We start from the raw sequence: 19,064 nt of genomic DNA on the forward strand, positions 1-19,064 counted from the left end.
CGCTTGACCTTGACACTAGCGTCAAGCCCCTAGAGTTCCGCCGGTGGAGGTGAACATGCGGATTGGCGAACTGGCACTGCGTACCGGCGCGAGCACCCGCGCGCTTCGTCATTACGAGGCCCGGGCGCTGATCGCGTCGTCGCGGCTGGAAAACGGTTATCGCGACTACGCCCCGGCCATGGTGCGGCGCGTGCTCTGGATACGCGAACTGATCGAGTGCGGCTTCAGCACCCGGCAGATCCACGGCCTGTTGCAGCACCTGGAAGAGGAGGAGGACAGCGAAGGCTTCCTCGCCTGCCTGCAGCAGCACCTGGAGAAGCTCCAGGCACTGGACGCGCTCCAGGCCCGGCTCGCCGATCGCCGCGCGAAGCTGGCGGAGAAGATCGGGCGCTACCTGCCGCTGCCGGCCGGCCCTGCATGGCAATCCCCCACGCAAACTCACTCGGCAACGACGTTGGAGGAACCATGGGAAAGCTGAACGACAAGATCGCGCTCGTGACGGGCGGCAACAGCAGTATCGGCCTGGCCACCGCGCAGCGGTTCGCCCGGGAGGGCGCGACGGTGGTCATCACCGGGCGGCGCCGCCAGGTGCTGGACGAGGCCGTCGGGCAGATCGGCGGCAACGCCCTGGGCATCTGCGCCGACGCCAGCCGGCTGGCCGATATCGACGCGCTGTACCAGCGCATCGGCCAGCTGTACGGGCGGCTCGACGTGCTGGTCGCCAATGCCGGCGTCATCCGCCCCGCCGCGGGCGAACAGGTGGACGAGGCGCAGTTCGACGAGCAGTTCGACATCAACGTCAAAGGCGTCTTCTACAGCATCCAGAAGGCCCTGCCGCTGCTGCGCGACGGCGGCTCCATCGTGCTGGTGTCGTCCATCGCCCACCTCAAGGCCCTCGACGCCCATGTGGTGTACGCCGCCACCAAGGCCGCTGTCCGCTCCTTCGCGCGCAGCTGGGCGGCGGAACTCAGGCAGCGCAACATCCGCGTCAATTGCCTGAGCCCGGGCCCGGTGCTGACGCCGATCATCGGCAAGATGGGCATCGGCGACGAGCAGTTCGCCGCGTTCGAAAGGCAGGTGACGGGCCTGATTCCCCTGGGCCGGCTCGGCCGCCCCGAGGAGCTGGCGAACGCCGCGCTGTTCCTCGCCTCGGACGACAGCAGCTTCGTCACCGGCGTCGACCTGTGCGTGGACGGCGGCCTATCGCAGCTCTAGGGCCTGGCCCGGGCAGCCCCGCAGGTCGAAGCGGACCCGCGCGCCACGCGGCGGGTTGGCCAAGGCCTGCAACTGCCCGCCATGGGCCTCGATGATCGAACGGCAGATCGACAGGCCCATGCCCAGGCCGCTGGGCTTGGTGGTGTAGAAAGGCGCGAAGACCTGCCCGGCATCCTGCGCGGCGAAGCCCGGCCCGGTGTCGCTGACGCTCACCCGCACGCCGCCTGCGCCGTCCGGCGCCGTCTCGATGTCCAGCCGGCGCACGCCGTCGTCGACCTCGCCCATGGCCTCGATGGCGTTGATGATCAGGTTGAGCAGCACCTGCTGCAGTTCCACCCGGTCGCCCTCCACCGGCGGCAGGCCGTCGGCCAGTTGCGTGCGCACCGTGGCGCCGCCCTTGGCGGCCTGGCCGCGGGTGAACTCGACCATTTCCAGGATCGCCTCGTTGATGTCCACCGCGCTCTTCTGCGACGGCGCCTTGCGCAGCAGCCCGCGGATGCGCTTGAGCACGTCCGCGGCGCGGTTGGCGTCCTTGACGATGCGTTCGAGCCCCTGCCCCACCTCGCCCAGGTCCGGCGGCTGCGCGCCCAGCCAGCGCTGCGCCGCGTAGGCGTTGGTGATGGTGGCGGCGATCGGCTGGTTGACCTCGTGGGCGATGGACGCGGTGAGCTGGCCCATGGTCGCCACGCGGTTGGCGTGGGCCAGTTCGCCCTGCACCTCGCGGTAGCGCCGCTCGCGCTCGGCGAGGTCGCGGTACAGCCGGGCGTTCTCCAGCGAGGCGGCGGCCTGCGAGGCCACCAGCTTGAGCACGGCGGTGCGCGCCGGGCTGAAGGCGCGGGCGGTCAGGTTGTTCTCCAGGTACAGGGCGCCGCTGAGCTGGCCCTGGTTCATCAGCGGCAGGCAGAGGATGGAGCGCGCCTGGCGGTTGCGCACGTAGGGCGAGCTGGCGTATGCCGCCTCGGCCATGGCGTCGTCCAGCGCCAGGGTCTCGCCGGTGCGCAGCACCTGGTAGAGCAGCGCCTCCGGCAGCAGCGCCTCGCTCAGCGGCTCGTCGCGCAGTTGCAGGCGCGGCGCGTCGTCGTCGACCGTCACCTGCGCCACGATGCGCGGCCCGTCGGCGCCCTGGAGCACCAGCACGCCGCGCTCGGCGCCGGCCTGTTCGAGGGCCGTGCGCATGACGCTGTCCACCAGCCGCTCCAGCACGATTTCGCCGGAAGTGGTCTGCAGCACCTTGAGCACGGTGGCCAGGTCCAGCTGTTCCACCGGGGCGGCCATGGTGGCGATGGGGCCCGGCGCCGGCGCCTGCTCGCCGAGGAAGGGATGGCGCGCCTCCAGCTGCCGCAGCTTGCCCGCGGCGCCCCAGCGCAGGTAGCAGGCATGCGCGCCCTGCAGGTAGACGCGGGCCACCCTGTCGAGCCCGCGCGCGGCGTAGCAGGCGGCCGCCAGTTCGTTGGCCAGCGCCTCCACCTGGAAGAAGCCGTCATCCTGGGCGGCGCGGATGGCCTGCTCGTAGTGCAGCTCGGCATCGGCCACGCGGCCCTGCAGGCGGGCGAGTTCGGCTTCCAGCAGCAGGACGTGGCAGCTGAAGTTCGCCGGGCAGAGGTCGGCCCATACCCGCAACTCGTCCCGGTGCGCGGCTATCGCGTCCAGGTGGCTATCGTCCGGCGCAGCGGCATCGCACAGCGCGGCACGGGCAAGCGCGTCGAAGAAGCAGTACTCGCCCTCCTCGATGAACGCATGGGAAGTCCACAGCAACGGCTGCGCCTGGGCGGACGCCTCCAGCGCCGCGGCGTAATCGCCGGCGAAGTAGCGCGCCTGCAGCTTGCGGACCCAGTACCAGCAGCTGTACACCCGCGACGCATCGGCCAGGCGCGCCTCGGTATCCGCCTCGCGGAAGCCGCCCTGGTCGAGATGGCCGAAGCGCGGGGCCAGGCCGCGCAGGGTGCGGATCAGCGCGAGCTGGTTGTCGAGGAAGTCGATCACCAGGCCGAAGCCAACCTTGCCGGCGTAGGCCAGGCCGCGCTCCGCCTCGGCCTGCAGCTCGGGCAGCGGCTCGCCGCTGAACAGCAGGTTGGACACCAGGCTGTTGCAGGCGAAGGCGCCGAACGGCAGGTCGCCGGTGCGGTTCGCGCTGTCGAACACCTGGCGCAGCTGCTCCTCGCAGGCGCGCACCGGCTGCACCCAGCGCTGGGCGAACAGCGAGAACGACAGGTAGGTGCGCGCCTCGTAGCGTTCCAGGCGGCGGCGTTCGACGAGTTCGCAGCCGAGCCGGCCGAACTGGAAGCCGGCCTGGTAGTCGCCGAAGCGCCGCCCGGCGACCCGCGGGATGTTGGCGTAGGCCACGCAGGAGGCGTCGCCGTTGCCGTGCTCCAGGCTCAGGTTGATGGCCTTGCAGATGGTCAGGCAGGCCAGGTTGCCGTCGGTGTGCAGGGCCGGCGAGAACAGCGTGGTCAGCGCCTCGATGGTGGCCAGGGCGAGCGGCTCGCGCATCGGCGGCAGGTCGATGAGCGACTCGATGGGCCGCGCGCCGAGCTGGGCGCGGATGCGCTCGTACTCGGCCTGCACCGTGGCGTCGTCCGGGTGGGCCGGCCAGTCGATGCCCACGTGGCGGAGGAAGTCCAGGCAGACCGCCACGGCGTCGTCGCGGCGGTCGAGGATCAGGTAGACGTCCACCTGCAGGCAGGCCACCCAGGCGCGCTGCACGGTCGTCGCAGCGCGCCCGGAGAGCACCCGCAGGCGCTGCTCGGCCTGGGCCACCTGGCCGGTGGCGAACTCGCATTCGGCGCGGCCGGACTCCAGGGCGAACAGCAGTTCGTGGCGGCCCTGCCAGCTCGCCTCGTCCAGCAGCTCCACACCGCGGGCGAAATAGGCCAGCGCCGAGGCATAGGCGGTCGAGGCCTTGGCCCGCTGCCCGGCGAGCAGGTTGAACCCGGCCAGGCGCTCGCGCTCGGCCGGCTCGGCGATCAGCGCGGCGCCGCGGTTGAGCTGGCCGACGATCTCGAAGATCGCCTCTTCGCGCGCCTGCGGCGGCGTCTGCTCGGCCAGCAGGCGGCCGATCCGCAGGTGCGCCGCGGCGCGCTCGGCCTGGGGGATCAGCAGGTAGGCCGCTTCGTGGATGCGGTCGTGGGCGAAGGCGTAGGCGCCCTCCCCGCGCTCCACCAGTTCCTGGCGGATGGCGTCCCACAGGGCCCGCTGCAGCTGGCTGCGCGATAGCGCCAGCACGCTGCCCAGGGTCGCGGCCTCGGCGCGGTTGCCCAGGCAGGCCAGCTGCTGCAGCACCTCCTGGGTCTGCGCCGGCAGCCGCGCCAGCTTGTCGAGCATCAGGTCGACGACGTTGTCGGTGTAGCCCATCGCCTGGATGCGCCCGAGGTCCCAGCGCCACTGCCGCGCCTGCGCCTCGAAGGCCAGCAGGCCCTCCTCGGCCAGGGCCTGGAGGAACTGGATGACGAAGAACGGGTTGCCGGCGGTCTTGTCGTGCACCAGCTGCGCCAGCGGGCGGATGTGCGCCGGCGCGCCGTGCAGGGCCTCGGCGATCAGCTGTTCGACGTGGCCGCGGCCCAGCGGCGCCAGGCGGATTTCGTCGATGCGCACCTGCGCCTTGCCGACCTTGCGCAGCGTGGTGCGCAGGGGGTGGGCGTCGTCCACCTCGTTGCTGCGGTAGGCGCCGAGCAGCATCAGGTGGCGCAGGTCGTCGCTGGTCAGCAGGTCTTCCAGCAGGTCGAGGGTGGCCGCGTCCAGCCATTGCAGGTCGTCGAGGAACAGCGCCAGCGGGTGTTCCGGCCGGGCGAACACGCCGATGAAGCGCTTGAGCACCAGCAGGAAGCGGCGCTGCGCCTGCTGCGGTTCCAGCGCCGGCAGCGGCGGCTGCTCGCCGATGATCAGCTTCAGCTCCGGGATCAGCTCGGTCATCACCCGCGCATTGGCGCCCAGCGCCTGCAGCAGGGCCTGGCGCCAGCGCGCCAGCTCGCGGTCGTTCTTGCCCAGGAGCATGCGCACCAGGCCCTGGAAGGCCTGCACCAGGGTGGAGTACGGGATGTTGCGCTTGTACTGGTCGAACTTGCCGGAGGCGAACAGCCCGCGCGGCGGCACCAGCAGCTTGTGCAGCTCGTTGACCACCGAGGACTTGCCGATGCCGGAATAGCCGGACACCAGCACCAGCCCCGGCGCATCGCCCGCGACTATGCGTTCGAAGGCGGCCACCAGGGTGCCGACCTCGCGTTCGCGGCCGTAGAGCTTCTCGGGGATCAGCAGGCGCTCCGGCACGCTGTGCCCGTCCAGCGGGAAGTCGTCGATGCGCCCGTGGCGCTGCCAGCTCGCCAGGCAGCGGCGCAGGTCGTGCTCCAGCCCGGCGGCGCTCTGGTAGCGCTCCTCGGCGGTCTTGGCCAGCAGCTTCATGACCAGCTGCGACAGCGGCGCGGGGATGCTCGCCACCCGCGCCGTGGGCGGCACCGCCTGGCGCGCGATGTGGCAGTGCACCCACTCCATGGCCTCGCTGGCGGCGAACGGCAGGTCGCCGGTGAGCATCTGGTAGAGGGTGATGCCCAGGGCGTAGAGGTCGCTGCGCGAGTCGATCGAGCGGTTCATCCGCCCGGTCTGCTCGGGCGCCATGTAGGCCAGGGTGCCGGCGATGGTTTCCGGCGGCTCCGGCGCCTGGCGTTCACGCGGCAGCCACGAGGCCAGGCCGAAACCTGTGAGGCGCACGCGGCCGTCGGCGCAGTCGACCAGGATGTGCGGCGGTTTCAGGTCCTTGTGCACCAGGCCGCGCTGGTGCAGGTGGCCCAGGGCCGCGCTGATGCCCACGGCCAGCTGCAGGAAGCGGCCGGTCTCCATGGGCGCGCCCAGTTGCGCGGACAGCGGCTCGCCGCCGGGGTCTTCCAGCACCAGCAGGCTGCGCCCGCCCTCGCGCAGCAGTTCCAGCGGGCGCACCGCCCAGGCGCCGTCCAGCTCGTCCTTCAGGCCGAACTCGTGGGCCAGGCGCTCGACGCTGGCGGGCTGCGGCGGCTCGCCGGCCGGGCGCGCGAGCAACACGCCGAGCCCATCCTGGCGCGGGTGCCGCCCACGGCTGAACACGCGCTCGCCGTCGTCCCAGAGGACCTGTCGTCTGTCGCTCATCCGCGCTCCACGCCGCGCCCGCTCAGGGGGCCCGGCGCGTCTGCGGCGCGATGCCCAGGGCCTCGGACTTGCGCACCAGGTCCGCCACCGAGCGCGCCGCCAGCTTGCGCATCAGCTGCCCGCGGTGGACCTTCACCGTCACCTCGCTGAGGTTCAGCTCGGCGGCGATCTGCTTGTTCATCAGGCCGGCCACCACATAGCTCATCACCTCCCGCTCGCGAGGGGTGAGCGCGGCGTAGGCCTCGCGCAGCCCGGCGCTGGAGCGCTCGGCGGCGAGGCGCTCGGCGTCCTTGGCCAGGGCGTTGGCCACGGCGTCGAGCATGTCCTGGTCGCGGAACGGCTTGGCGAGGAAGTCGACCGCCCCGGCCTTCATGGCCTTGACGGTCATGGCGATGTCGCCGTGGCCGGTCATGAACACGATGGGCATGCGCAGGCCGTGCTTCTCCACCTGCTCCTGGAAGGCCAGGCCGCTCTCGCCGCGCAGGCGCACGTCGAGCACCAGGCAGCTGGGGGCGTCGTCGCGGGGGAAGGCAAGGAAGTCCGCGGGGGACTCGAAGGTCTCCACGCGCAGGCCGATGGAGCGCAGCAGCCCGGACAGCGCCAGGCGCATCGACTCGTCGTCGTCGACCACGTAGACCACCGGCTCCCTGGGCTTGGCGCTACCCTGCTGCGCCCCCGATTGCGACCACGAATTCATCCGGCTTGCTCTCCTGCGACCGACGCCGCGCCTGGCATACGACTGAAAAAACTAGTCCACCACGGCGCCTCCGACAACGCGGCGGGACGCCCGGCATCCGGACGAAGTTAGCGCGCCGCCGCGCCCGCTCGCCAGGACAGAAATCCCAGGTTATCGGCCAGCGCCGGCGCCGGGCTTGCCAAGCGCCGCCGCAGGCGGTATCTCGCTGCTGGTTGGAATCGGCATGGCAGCGTTGGCAATGAGCGTCCCCCCAAGCGACAACTCCCAGAATGCGTTACCCGGCAACGGCCCGCGCGAGGTGCTGTTCGTGGCCTACCCGGACATGGGCCTGCTCGACCTCAGCGGCGCCCAGACGGTGTTCTGGGCCGCCTCCAAGGCGCTGGCCGAACGCGGCCTGCCCGGCTACCGCCTGCACACCGCGAGCCTGGCCGGCGGCCTGGTGCGCACCGTGGAAGGCCTGGCGGTGGACAGCACGCGCCTGCCGCCGCCGCACGCCGTGGCAGCCGACACCCTGGTGGTGCCCGGCGCCCCGGACATCTGCCACACGCTGGACAGCCATGCCGAGCTGGCAGCCTGGATCAGCGCGGCCGCGTCGCGCATCCGGCGCGTCGCCTCGGTGTGCAGCGGCGCCTTCCTGCTGGCCCGCGCCGGCCTGCTCGACGGCCGCCGCGCCGCCACCCACTGGGCCCTGTGCGACGCCCTGCGCCAGCGCTTCCCGGCAGTGGAAGTGGACGCCGACGCGATCTTCATCCAGCAGGGCGAAACCTGGACCTCGGCGGGCGTGAGCGCCGGCATCGACCTGGCCCTGGCGCTGGTGGAAGCCGACTGCGGCCGCGAGGTGGCCATGGCCGTGGCGCGCGAGCTGGTGGTGTACCTCAAGCGCCCCGGCGGCCAGGCGCAGTACAGCACCCTGCTGCAGTCCCAGGCCGCCGACAGCCCGCTGTTCGACGAACTGCACCTGTGGCTGGCCGAGCACCTGGGCGAGCGCAGCCTCACGGTGGAGCAACTGGCCGAGCGCGTGCGGATGAGCCCGCGCAATTTCTCGCGGGTCTACAAGCAGCGCACCGGCCGCACCCCGGCCCGGGCCATCGAGCTGTTCCGCCTGGAGGCCGCCCGGCGCCTGCTGGAGCACTCGACGCAGAGCATCGAGCAGATCGCCCGGCAATGCGGCTTCGGCAACGAGGAGCGGATGCGCGTCACCTTCCAGCGCCACCTGTCCATTGCCCCGCGCGACTATCGCAGCCGCTTTACCCGCGAGGCCTGAGCACTATATGCGTATCCATGAACTTGCCCTTCATTGATCGAGGCAAGTTGCCAAGTTGCGGAAAGTGCCTCGACGGAAGTTTGCATAACCCCATACCCAGGTCTCGCCGGACTATACCCAGGTATACTTCTTCGCCTTGTTCGCTGGCGTATCTTGAAGTCTCGACAGATACCGCCACGAGCAATTCCAGATGACCCAAGAACCCCCGAGTCGCCAGACGGCCGTGATTGCCGTGGTCGACGACGATGACTCCGTGCGCGCGGCGCTGGAGAGCCTGCTGCGTGCCAGCGGCTATCGCGTGCGCAGTCATTCCAGCGCCCTGGACTTCCTCGCCGCCGGAGATCCCGGCGAGGCGCAGTGCCTGGTGTCCGACGTGCAGATGCCCGGCATGAGCGGCCTGCAGCTGCATGCAAGGCTCATCGCCATGGGCCTGCGCATTCCCGTCATCTTCATCACCGCCTACCCCGAGGCGGTTCCCGCCCCGCTCGCCTGCCTGCCCAAGCCGTTCGACGCCGAGCGCCTGCTCGCGTGCATCGAAACCGCCCTGCGCCAGCCGCGCTGAAACTTCCCCGGCAAGTTCTGTCGATACCTAGGCATATATCCGCCAGACCAACGCACTATTCCGCGAACCCCATGTAGAAGTGTGCGGCGCAACTTCCCCGAATAGCATGGATTCCACAGCGGACGACTCGACAGTCACGCCGGGCTTGGAGCCGAAACTTCAAGGTCATTCATCACTATGTATATTCGGGAGCAAATCATGAAACAGCAGATTCTGGTGGTGGGCGCAGGCTTTGGTGGGCTCTGGAGTGCCTTGAGCGCGGCACGCCTGCTGGACCGACACGAGCGTCACGACGTGCAGATCAGCCTCCTGGCGCCCCAGGCGGAGCTACGCATCCGCCCGCGCTTCTACGAACCCGACGTGGGCCGCATGTTCGCCCCGCTGGACGCGCTGTTCGACACGGTGGGCATCCGCTTCGTCCAGGGCAGCGCCGAGCGCATCGACGAGCAGGCGCAGAGCGTCGGCTACCGCGACGCCGCCGGCCGCCAGGGCGAGCTGGGCTACGACCGCCTGGTGCTGGCCACCGGCAGCCAGCTCGCCCGGCCGCCGGTGCCGGGCCTGGACAGCTATGCATTCGACGTCGACCAGATCGAATCCGCGGCGCGCCTGGAAGCGCACCTCAAGGCCCTGCGCAACCGCCCCGCCAGCCCGGCGCGCAACACCGTGGTGGTGGTCGGCGGCGGCTTCACCGGCATCGAGACCGCCACCGAAATGCCGGCGCGCCTGCGCGAGGCGCTGGGCGCGGAGCAGGACATCCGGGTGATCGTCGTCGACCGCGGCGCGCAGGTGGCCGCCGCCCTGGGCGAAGGCATCCGCCCGTCGATCATCGAAGCCTCCACAAAACTGGGCATCGAATGGCTGCCCGACGCCAGCGTCGCGGCGGTGGACGCCGACGGCGTGAGCCTGGCCGACGGCCGCCGCATCGACAGCCACACGGTCATCTGGACCGGCGGCCTGCGCGCCAGCCCGCTGACCGGGCAACTGAGCGGCGAACGCGACGCCCTGGGCCGCCTGCACGTGGACGGCAACCTCAAGGTGCGCGGCCAGGCCAAGGTATTCGCCGCCGGCGACGTGGCCTACGCCGCCACCGACGACCTCGGCAACCACGCGGTGATGTCCTGCCAGCACGCCATCTCCCTGGGCCGCCACGCCGGCAACAACGCCGCCGCCGACCTGCTGGGCGTGCCACCCACCCCCTACCGCCAGCCCAAGTACGTGACCTGCCTGGACCTGGGCGCCTGGGGCGCGGTGTACACCGAGGGCTGGGACCGCCAGGTCAAGCTGCTGGGCGAGCAGGCCAAGGAGCTGAAGACGCAGATCAACACCCTGTGGATCTACCCGCCGGCGGCCGACCGCAGCATCGCCCTGGCGGCGGCCGACCCGCTTATCCCGGTGGCCTGACACCCTGAACGCGTAGGGCGCATAACCGTTCGCGGTTATGCGCCGCCGGGGCGTCCGGCGTGGCCTGGAATTGTAGGATGGGTTGAGCTTGCGATACCCATGCTGCCGTGGTGATGGGTATCGCTTCGCTCAACGCCATCCTACGAAAAGCCGTGCTTCCTGGCACCGTAGGAGCGGACTCCGTCCGCGATCAGGCGAATGTCGAAAACCAGCCCTCACCCCTGCGCACTCGGCACCTCGTCCTCGCTGATGCAATGCTCGATCTCGGTCACCTTGCGCAACGCCTGGTCCGCACAGGGATAGGCCCCGAAAATACGCCCCTGGTAGAACACCACCCAGACGAACCCCAACGGCTCCCCATCCGCCAGCCCGCGGACCAGCGACTGGAACCCGGGAGGCAGGTCGTCGATATGCATCTGTGCCATACCGCGCAGGATCATGGCCGCTCACCTCTGGCTCGGAAGGCTGCATTCTCGATGCCCGCGGGCCTGCGGGCAATACGACGGAAGCAGCCCCGCCGCCCCTAGCGCGCCGCGGCGCCCAGCGGCGGGAGCAGTTCGGTGGCGATCAGCGGCAGCTTCGGCGGCGCCCTGAAATCGATGGGCAGGCGGGCCTGGGCCGCGGCAACGGAGGCTTCCACGCCCAGCAGGCCGAGGGTCAGCTCGGCGACGTCCTCGATCATCTCCATGGGCAGCCGGCCCTGGTAGATCTCCTGCATCACGCCGTAGGAACTGCCGGAAACCATCGCGATCACCGCGGACTCGTTGCTGACGTGAAAGGCGCCGTTGTCCATGCCGTTCTCCAGGTCGCGCCGGAAGAACTGCCGCACGCCCAGGATGAAGTGCTGGGTGGGGAGGTTGGCGTCGAACAGCAGATGGCCGACGGCGTGCCCCGGCGCGGCCATGCGCAAGGTCTGGCGCACGGAGGTGGCGACTATGGCGCGCAGGTCCGTCATCCCCTCGGTGACTTCGACGACGGCCTGGCGGGCGGCCATGACCAGCAATTCGAAGACGTCGTCCAGCACGTCCTCGCGGGTCCGGTAGTAGTTGTAGAAGGTGCCGGGCGCCATTTCGGCCCGCTCGGTCAGGTTGTAGACCGTCAGGGCGCCCGCCCCGCCTTCGAGGGCCAGTTCCTGGGCCGCGATCAGCAGTTTGCTGCGTGTCCTGTCTCGTTTGCCTATGGCCATAGATGCTCCGTTTGCTTGCCACGAAGAATAGCGGACGGGCCAGGTATTGAAAATCTTTCATTTCTGAAATACCTTCAATTAACGCTTCCAAACAATAACAATGGAGCCGGCCCCGATGCCCATCCAACAACGCATTGCCTTTGCGTGCAGCCCCAGTGCCCTTCGCTCCCGCCTGCCGGCATCTGCAGGCAGCCACGTCGCCGCCGGAGGGTACGCCGCATGATCCTGCGCAACCTGGCCGACATCGAACATCTGGAACGCACCCCGCTCGCCGCCCACGACCTGCCGCAGAACACCTACGCGGCCCTGCAGCGCAGCGCGCAACGCAGCCCGGAGGCCCCGGCGCTGAGCTTCTTCTTCGATGCCGAACATTACCAGCAGGCCTGGCACTGGAGCCATGCCGAACTGTTCGCCCGCATCACCCGCACGGCCAACGCCCTGCACGCGCTGGGCGTCGGCCCGGACGACGTGGTGGCGCTGGTGCTGCCGAACCTGCCGGAAACCCATTTCTGCACCTGGGGCGGCGAGGCGGCGGGCATCGTCATGCCGATCAACCCGCTGCTGGATGGCGCGCAGATGGCCGACCTGCTGCGCGCGGCCAACGCCAAGGTGCTGGTGACACTGGAACCGACGCCGGGGCAGGACACCTGGGAGCGCCTCGCCCCGCACCTGGACCAGCTGCCGGCGCTGCGCGAAGTGGTCTGGGTGAGCACCGCGCCCTACCTGGACGCCGAGCGCGCCCAGGCCTTGCGCGAGCATGTCGAGCGGCAACGCCAGGGCCGCAACGTCCACGACCTGCATGGCCTGCTGGCGGAACAGCCGGCCGACCGGCTGGCCAGCGGCCGCGTCATCCAGGCCACGGACCCGTCCTCGTACTTCTGTACCGGCGGCACCACCGGCCTGCCGAAGATCGCCGTGCGCACCCACGGCGCCGAGGTCTTCGACGCCTGGGCGCTGGGCGCCGTGCTGGCCGGCGACCCGGCCAACGAGCGCTACTTCTGCGGCCTGCCGCTGTTCCACGTGAACGCCCAGTTGGTGACCGGGCTGCGCCCCTGGCTGCAGGGCGGCCACGTCATCCTCGGCACGCCCCAGGGCTACCGCAGCGCCGGGTTGCTCGCGCGCTTCTGGCGGATCGTCGAGCACTACCGGATCACCTTCTTCTCCGGCGTGCCCACCGTCTACGCCACGCTGCTGCAGCAGCCGGTGGGCGATGCCGACATCTCCAGCCTGGACTACGCGCTGTGCGGCGCCGCGCCCATGCCGGTGGAGCTGTTCCGCGAGTTCGAGCGCGTCAGCGGCGTGCGCATCCTCGAAGGCTACGGGCTGACCGAGGGCACCTGCGTATCGTCCTGCAACCTGCCCAACGGCGAGCGGCGCATCGGCTCCATCGGCCTGCGCCTGCCCTACCAGCCGATGCGCGCGGTGGTCCTCGACGACGACGGCCGCTACCTGCGCGACGCCGAGGTGGATGAAGTGGGCGCCATCGTCCTGCGCGGGCCCAACCTGTTCGCCGGCTACCTGGACGAGGCGCACAACCGTGGCGTGTGGCTGGACATCGACGGCCAGCGCTGGCTGAACAGCGGCGACCTCGGGCGCCTGGATGCCGAGGGCTACTTCTGGCTCACCGGGCGCAAGAAGGAACTGATCATCCGCGGCGGCCACAACATCGATCCCAAGCAGATCGAGGAGGCCCTGCAGGGGCACCCGGCGGTGGCCCTGGCGGCCGCGGTGGGCAGCCCGGACGCCTATGCCGGCGAGGTGCCGGTGGCCTACGTGCAGCTGGTGCAGGGCGCCCGGGCCGACAGCGAGGAACTGCTGGCCTTCGCCGCCCGCCACGTCAGCGAGCGCGCCGCGGTGCCCAAGCGCATCGAGATTCTCGCCAGCCTGCCGGTGACGCCGGTGGGCAAGCTGTTCAAGCCCGCCCTGCAACGCCGCGAGATCGAGCGCGTGGTGCGCCAGGAGGCCGCCCAGGCCGGCTACGCGGTTGAAGTGGAAGTCGTCCAGGACGGCCGCCGCGGCACCCTCGCCCGGCTCCAGGGCCCGGACCGCCACGACCTGGCCGCGGCGCTGGGGCGCTACGCCTTCCAGGTCGAATGCCTGCCATGAACGACCGCGCCTTGCTTGCGCACTGACGATTTTCGCCAACCGCCCCGGCGGGAAAGCCGGGGAGTTGATGCAAGTCGCCAGCAAGGCGCCAGCGAAGTTTGACCGCAACCGACCGAGCGAGGGCCCAGACCACGGAAAAACACAATAAGAATCAATAGGAAGCCCTCTCCGGCAGAGGCTATGCATGGCGCCGCGCAGCGCGCCTGGTACAGCCATTGCCCTGGATGAGCCCAGTGCCTGCCGCTTCCGGATTTTCTCGAGCAAGGGAACCTTTCACGTCGCCGCCGCGAAGAACGCCGCGTTCCTCGCAGGGGACCTGTCTGCCCCGAAAAAGTGCACTGCATGCCACACAACAACAAAAAGGTATGAGTCATGAACCACAAACCCATGTTCCGGTACCGCGCCTGCGTGCCCCTGGCGCTCGGCCTGGCCGGCAGTCTGGCCGTGCCGGCCTACGGCGTGACCTTCAATGCCGGCGAGATCGAAGGCCAGTTCGACAGCACCTTCAGCCTGGGCGCCAGCTGGGCCCTGCGTGACGCCGATTCCAGGCTGGTCGGCGAGAACAACGGCGGCAAGGGCCTCGCCACCGGCACCGACGACGGCCGCCTGAACTTCAAGAAGGGCGAGACCTTCTCGAAGATCTTCAAGGGCCTGCACGAACTGGAACTGAAATACGGCGACAGCGGCGTGTTCGTCCGCGGCAAGTACTGGTACGACTTCGAGCTCAAGGACGAGCACCGCCTCGTCCAGGACATCGACGACCACGGCCGCGAGGAAGGCGCCAAGTCCTCCGGCGGGCAACTGCTCGACGCCTTCCTCTACCACAACTACATGATCGCCGACCTGCCCGGCACCGTGCGCCTGGGCCGGCAGGTGGTCAGCTGGGGCGAGAGCACCTTCATCCAGGGCGGCATCAACAGCATCAACCCGGTGGACGTCTCGGCGTTCCGCCGCCCCGGCGCCGAGATCAAGGAAGGCCTGATCCCGGTGAACATGTTCTACCTGTCCCAGGCCATCACCGACAACCTCTCCGCCGAGGGCTTCTACCAGCTCGGCTGGCAGCAGACGGTGATCGACAACTGCGGCACCTTCTTCTCGCAGAACGACTTCGTCCCCGACGGCTGCAACGGCGTGCCGGTGGGCCCGAACCTGACCGGCAACCCGGCGGCCATGGCGGCGCTCACCCCCTTCGGCATCAACCTCAGCCGCCAGGGCATCGTGGTGCCGCGCCTGGGCGACGACGACGCGCGCGACAGCGGCCAGTTCGGCGTGGCGCTGCGCTGGATGGTGCCGAGCCTGGACACCGAGTTCGGCGCCTACTTCATCAACTACCACAGCCGCCAGCCCTACGTTAACTCCTACTCCAGCCCCAACGCCGACAACCTCAACTTCGTCCCGCAGCTGTGCGGCAACCTCGGCATCGGCGACCCCGGCGCCTGCGCCGGCGCCCTGGGACCTGCGCTGAACGACCTGGCGGTGGCCTACCGCCTGGGCACCTCCAGGTACCTGGTCACCTACCCCGAGGACATCCGCCTCTACGGCCTGAGCTTCGCCACCACCCTGCCCACCGGCACGGCGCTGTCCGGCGAGATCAGCTACCGGCCGAACATGCCGCTGCAGCTCAACGCGGTGGACCAGGTGTCGGCCTCCAGCGGCATTCCCGCCCTCTCCCCGCTGCTGTCCTCGGGCGCCTATCCCGTGGCCGACGACGCACTGATCCAGGGCTACCAGCGCAAGCCGGTGACCCAGGCGCAGGTCACCGCCGTGCAGTTCTTCGACCAGGTGATGGGCGCCGACCGGGTCACGCTGATCGGCGAGGTCGGCGCGGTCCATGTCGGCAACCTCGAAGGCAAGGGCGGCCTGCGCTACGGCCGCGACCCGGTGTTCGGCCAGGGCGCGCTGTACCCCGACAACAGCCTGTGCCAGGCCTCCAACAGCCCGGCGACCGCGCGCAACTGCAACAGCCACGGCTTCACCACCGACTTCTCCTGGGGCTACCGCATGCGCGCCATCTGGGAGTACAGCAACCTGATCCCGTCGGTGACGCTCAAGCCCAACATCGCCTGGTCCCACGACGTCGAAGGCTACGCGCCGGAGCCGGGCTTCAACGAAGGCAGCAAGGCCGTCAGCCTCGGCATCGACGCCGACTACCGCAACACCTACAGCGCCAGCCTGTCGGTCACCGATTTCTTCGATGGCCGCTACAACACCAACGTCGATCGCGACTTCGTCGCCTTCAGCGTCGGCATGTCCTTCTGAGCCGGAGTCCCCTCATGAACCACCTGATCAAAGGCACCACCCTCGGCCTCTCGCTGCTGGCCGGCAGCGCCCTCGCCGCCGTCTCCCCGGAACAGGCCGCGGAGCTGGGCAAGCGCCTCACCCCGCTGGGCGCCGAGCGCGCCGGCAACGCCGACGGCAGCATTCCCGAATGGACCGGCGGGCTGCCCAGCAACGCCGGCAGCAAGGACGGCGCGGGCTTCCTGAGCAACCCCTACGCGGCGGAGAAACCGCTGTTCGTCATCGACGCGAAGAACGTCGACAAGTACAAGGACAAGCTCAGCCCCGGCCAACTGGCGATGTTCAAGCGCTACCCGGACAGCTACCGCATGCCGGTGTACCCGAGCCACCGCAGCGTCTCGCTGCCCGATGCCATCTACAACGACGCCAAGGCCAACGCCCTGCACGCGAAGATGGTCAAGGACGGCAACGGCCTGGCCGACTTCCTCACCGCCTACCCCTTCCCCATCCCGCAGAACGCCCAGGAAGTGATGTGGAACCACACCACCCGCTACCGCGGCGGCAGCGTCAAGCGCCTGAGCGTGCAGGCCACCCCGGACAAGGACGGCGGCTTCACTCCGGTGTTCTTCCAGTTGCAGTTCACCTACCGCGATCGGCTCAAGGAGTTCGACCCGGGCAACCCCGGCAACGTGCTGTTCTACTACAAGGAAGCGGTAACCGCGCCGGCGCGCCTGGCCGGTGACGTGCTGCTGGTGCACGAGACCATCGACCAGGTCGCCGAGCCGCGCCAGGCGTGGATCTACAACGCCGGCCAGCGTCGCGTGCGACGCGCCCCGCAGGTAGCCTACGACGGCCCCTACCCGGCCTCCGAGGGCCAGCGCGTGGGCGACAACTTCGACTTGTACAACGGCGCCCAGGACCGCTACACCTGGAAGCTGCTGGGCAAGCGCGAGATGTACATCCCCTACAACGCCTTCGCCCTGGACGCGCCCGGCAAGCAGTACACCGACGTGATCAAGGCCGGCCACCTCAACCCCGACCTGACCCGCTACGAGCTGCACCGCGTATGGGTGGTGGAGGCCAACCTCAAGCCCGGCGCCCGGCACATCTACGCCAAGCGCGTGTACTTCGTCGACGAGGATTCCTGGCAGATCGCCCTGGCCGACCACTACGACGGCCGCGGCAACCTGTGGCGCGTCGCCGAGGGCCACATGGAACCCTTCTACGACGTGAAGGTGCCGTGGCTGGCGGTGGAAACCCTGTACGACCTGCAGAACGGCCGCTACATCGCCTCGGGCATGCGCAACCAGGAACGCAACGCCATCGAGTTCGGCGTGAAGGCGGTGGCCGCCGACTTCACCCCGACCGCGCTGAGGAATGCCGGCGTGCGCTGAGCACGCCGCCCCGGGCATGGGCGGGCCCCGGCCCGCCCCTGCAACTCCTGACGCAACGCCTTGCAGCCACCCAGGTGGCTGCTTTTTTTCCGCCGCCGGCACGGGCGCCGCAGCGGCGCGCAGACATCCCCGGGAAGGCATCGAGGACTTCGTGCACCGCGGCAGAGGTTGCTTTTCGTAGGAGCGAGCAAGCTCGCGAACGAGGCTTCCGGGGGCTTCGGCGCCAGGACCAAGAACACCCTCTCCCCAGCCCTCTCCCTGAAGGGAGAGGGGGCTAGTCCGTGCCGAGAGAAGGAATGGTTCCAGCCGGAAACCACCGCGCTTGCCGGCTAACTCGGGAAAGCCAGTCCACTCCGAACGGTCCCCCCTCCCTTCAGGGCGGGGCGCGCAGCCGAGGGTTAGGGAGAGGGAGCGGAGTTAATCCAAAACACCGAAGCCACCGGCGAGCCCCGTTCGCGAACAAGCCCCTACGAAAAGCCACACCAGCCACCCACCACACACCCTCCACCCTCACCTTCATCTCGTCGATTTTATTTTTTGAATATTCTTCAAATTTGATGCTAGTATCAAACCACCCTCCCCTCCCAGCTCAGCCGGGGGAGGCGCAGAAGAGCCTTGATAACAATCGACAAGACAAAGGTATTTCCATGAGCACCATCGCCTATGCCGCAACACCCGCCAGAACCGAGCGCAGCGCCGACGACCTGCGTGCCTACGCCGCCTCGCTGATCCCCACCCTCAAAGCCCGCGCCAAGGAAACCGCCGCCCTCGGCCAGCTGCCCGCCGAGACCATCGCCGACCTCGAGGCCGGCGGCCTGCTGAGCATGACCACGCCGCGCAAGTACGGCGGCCCCTCGGTGTCGGTGCGCACCTTCCTGGAAGTCGTCGCCGAGTTGGGCAAGGCCGATGCCTCGGTGGCCTGGGTCACCGCCCTGACCAACGTCAGCACCTGGAGCGCCGCGACCTTCTTCGGCGAGCAAGCCGCCGAGGAGCTGTTCGGCGAGGGGCCCAAGGCCCGCGTGGTCGGCGTGCTCTCGCCGCGCAAGGCGGTGGTGAAGAAGGTCGAGGGCGGCTACCTGATCGAGGAAGGCCTGTGGGGCTTCAACTCCGGCATCTACCACGCCAACTGGGACCTGCTGGGCATCCCCATCGTCGACGCCGTCGGCAACGTGATCGACCAGGGCGTGTCGCTGGTCCCCACCTCGCAGGTGAAGATCCTCGACGACTGGAACGTGATCGGCATTTCCGGCAGCGGCAGCTCCAGCGTCTCGGTGAGCAACGTCTTCGTGCCGGATGCGCGGGTCACCTCGGTGAGCAAGGCCATCACCGGCGACTACGAGTCCAGGCACCTGGCGGACGAGCCGCTGTACAGCGTCGCCTGCATGCCGATGCTGGCGATCATCCTCGCCTTCCCCGCCCTGGGCCTGGGCGTCGCCGCCCTGGAAACCTTCCTCGAAGGCCTGCCGCGCCGCGGCATCCAGTACAGCTGGTACACCAAGCAGGCCGAGGCGCCGGTCACCCACCTGATGCTCGGCGAGGCCTCGGCCAAGCTGGAGGGCGCGCGCGCCATCCTCGAGAAGCACGCCGATGCGCTGGACGCCTGCGCCCGCGACGGCCGCTACATGGAGTTCCTCGACCGCGCCCGGGTGCGCCGCGACGTCGGCTTCGCCGAGAAGCTGCTGTGGGAAGCCGTGGACATGCTGGCCACCGCCTCCGGCGGCTCCCTGGCGGCGGTGGGCAACCCCTTCAACCGCCTCTGGCAGGACGCGCGCATCGCCTCGCTGCACGGCATCGTCACCCCGGCCACCAACTTCGAGACCTACGGCCGCATCCTCTGCGGCATGGAACCGGGCACGCCCTTCATCTGAACCCGTGGCCAGCCAGGAGAA

13 protein-coding genes are annotated in these 19,064 nt (G+C 69.5%); 9 read left to right on the forward strand and 4 right to left on the reverse strand.

Annotated elements, in window-relative coordinates; genetic code table 11:
* The first annotated feature begins 55 nt into the window (after positions 1–55).
* On the forward strand, positions 56–478 hold the full coding sequence (locus RN02_RS21000; RefSeq protein ID WP_043316475.1) for a MerR family transcriptional regulator: 423 nt from the start codon (positions 56–58) through the stop codon (positions 476–478).
* The gene (locus tag RN02_RS21005; RefSeq protein ID WP_043316479.1) at positions 466–1,215 is read left to right on the forward strand and encodes an SDR family NAD(P)-dependent oxidoreductase; all 750 of its coding nucleotides are present in this window, start codon (positions 466–468) and stop codon (positions 1,213–1,215) included. Before RN02_RS21000 ends, RN02_RS21005 begins: the two co-directional genes overlap by 13 nt.
* On the opposite strand, the gene RN02_RS21010 is transcribed toward RN02_RS21005, so the two are convergent.
* Both RN02_RS21010 and RN02_RS21015 read right to left on the reverse strand, forming a co-directional pair.
* A complete protein-coding gene (locus RN02_RS21010; RefSeq protein ID WP_043316481.1) occupies positions 1,201–6,327 on the reverse strand; it encodes a trifunctional serine/threonine-protein kinase/ATP-binding protein/sensor histidine kinase in 5,127 nt (1,708 codons plus the stop codon). The two genes, RN02_RS21005 and RN02_RS21010, sit on opposite strands and share 15 nt — an antisense overlap.
* Before the next feature lie 22 nt (positions 6,328–6,349).
* On the reverse strand, positions 6,350–7,024 hold the full coding sequence (locus RN02_RS21015) for a response regulator transcription factor (protein ID WP_009622997.1): 675 nt from the start codon (positions 7,022–7,024) through the stop codon (positions 6,350–6,352).
* 238 nt (positions 7,025–7,262) lie between these two features.
* Here RN02_RS21015 and RN02_RS21020 point away from each other — a divergent pair, with 238 nt between their 5' ends.
* The 3 genes from RN02_RS21020 to RN02_RS21030 all read left to right on the forward strand — a co-directional run bounded on the left by RN02_RS21020 (position 7,263) and on the right by RN02_RS21030 (position 10,251).
* Positions 7,263–8,288 carry a GlxA family transcriptional regulator gene (locus RN02_RS21020; protein WP_052267778.1) on the forward strand — a complete coding sequence of 342 codons (1,026 nt, stop codon included), beginning with the start codon at positions 7,263–7,265 and terminating at the stop codon, positions 8,286–8,288.
* Between the two features lie 190 nt (positions 8,289–8,478).
* The gene (locus RN02_RS21025; RefSeq protein ID WP_043316484.1) at positions 8,479–8,850 is read left to right on the forward strand and encodes a response regulator transcription factor; all 372 of its coding nucleotides are present in this window, start codon (positions 8,479–8,481) and stop codon (positions 8,848–8,850) included.
* Between the two features lie 198 nt (positions 8,851–9,048).
* Positions 9,049–10,251, forward strand: coding sequence for an NAD(P)/FAD-dependent oxidoreductase (locus RN02_RS21030; RefSeq protein WP_043316486.1), 1,203 nt, complete (start codon positions 9,049–9,051; stop codon positions 10,249–10,251).
* Between the two features lie 215 nt (positions 10,252–10,466).
* Here RN02_RS21030 and RN02_RS21035 read toward each other — a convergent pair whose 3' ends face one another.
* Positions 10,467–10,691, reverse strand: coding sequence for a hypothetical protein (locus RN02_RS21035; protein WP_009623002.1), 225 nt, complete (start codon positions 10,689–10,691; stop codon positions 10,467–10,469).
* Between the two features lie 83 nt (positions 10,692–10,774).
* Entirely contained in the window at positions 10,775–11,437 is a 663-nt protein-coding gene (locus RN02_RS21040; protein ID WP_043271983.1) for a TetR/AcrR family transcriptional regulator, read from the reverse strand.
* A gap of 219 nt (positions 11,438–11,656) precedes the next feature.
* Between RN02_RS21040 and RN02_RS21045 the strand changes: the two genes are divergently transcribed.
* The 4 genes from RN02_RS21045 to RN02_RS21060 all read left to right on the forward strand — a co-directional run bounded on the left by RN02_RS21045 (position 11,657) and on the right by RN02_RS21060 (position 19,043).
* Positions 11,657–13,543, forward strand: a complete 1,887-nt coding sequence (locus tag RN02_RS21045; RefSeq protein WP_043316490.1) for an acyl-CoA synthetase — start codon at positions 11,657–11,659, stop codon at positions 13,541–13,543.
* Positions 13,544–13,915: 372 nt separating this feature from the next.
* The gene (locus tag RN02_RS21050) at positions 13,916–15,802 is read left to right on the forward strand and encodes a DUF1302 domain-containing protein (protein ID WP_043316492.1); all 1,887 of its coding nucleotides are present in this window, start codon (positions 13,916–13,918) and stop codon (positions 15,800–15,802) included.
* A 14-nt stretch (positions 15,803–15,816) separates the two neighbouring features.
* Positions 15,817–17,175, forward strand: coding sequence for a DUF1329 domain-containing protein (locus RN02_RS21055; protein WP_009623011.1), 1,359 nt, complete (start codon positions 15,817–15,819; stop codon positions 17,173–17,175).
* A 647-nt stretch (positions 17,176–17,822) separates the two neighbouring features.
* The gene (locus tag RN02_RS21060; protein ID WP_043316498.1) at positions 17,823–19,043 is read left to right on the forward strand and encodes an acyl-CoA dehydrogenase family protein; all 1,221 of its coding nucleotides are present in this window, start codon (positions 17,823–17,825) and stop codon (positions 19,041–19,043) included.
* Positions 19,044–19,064 lie beyond the last annotated feature (21 nt).

The organism is Pseudomonas sp. PI1 (assembly GCF_000812405.1).
GTDB lineage: Bacteria > Pseudomonadota > Gammaproteobacteria > Pseudomonadales > Pseudomonadaceae > Pseudomonas > Pseudomonas citronellolis.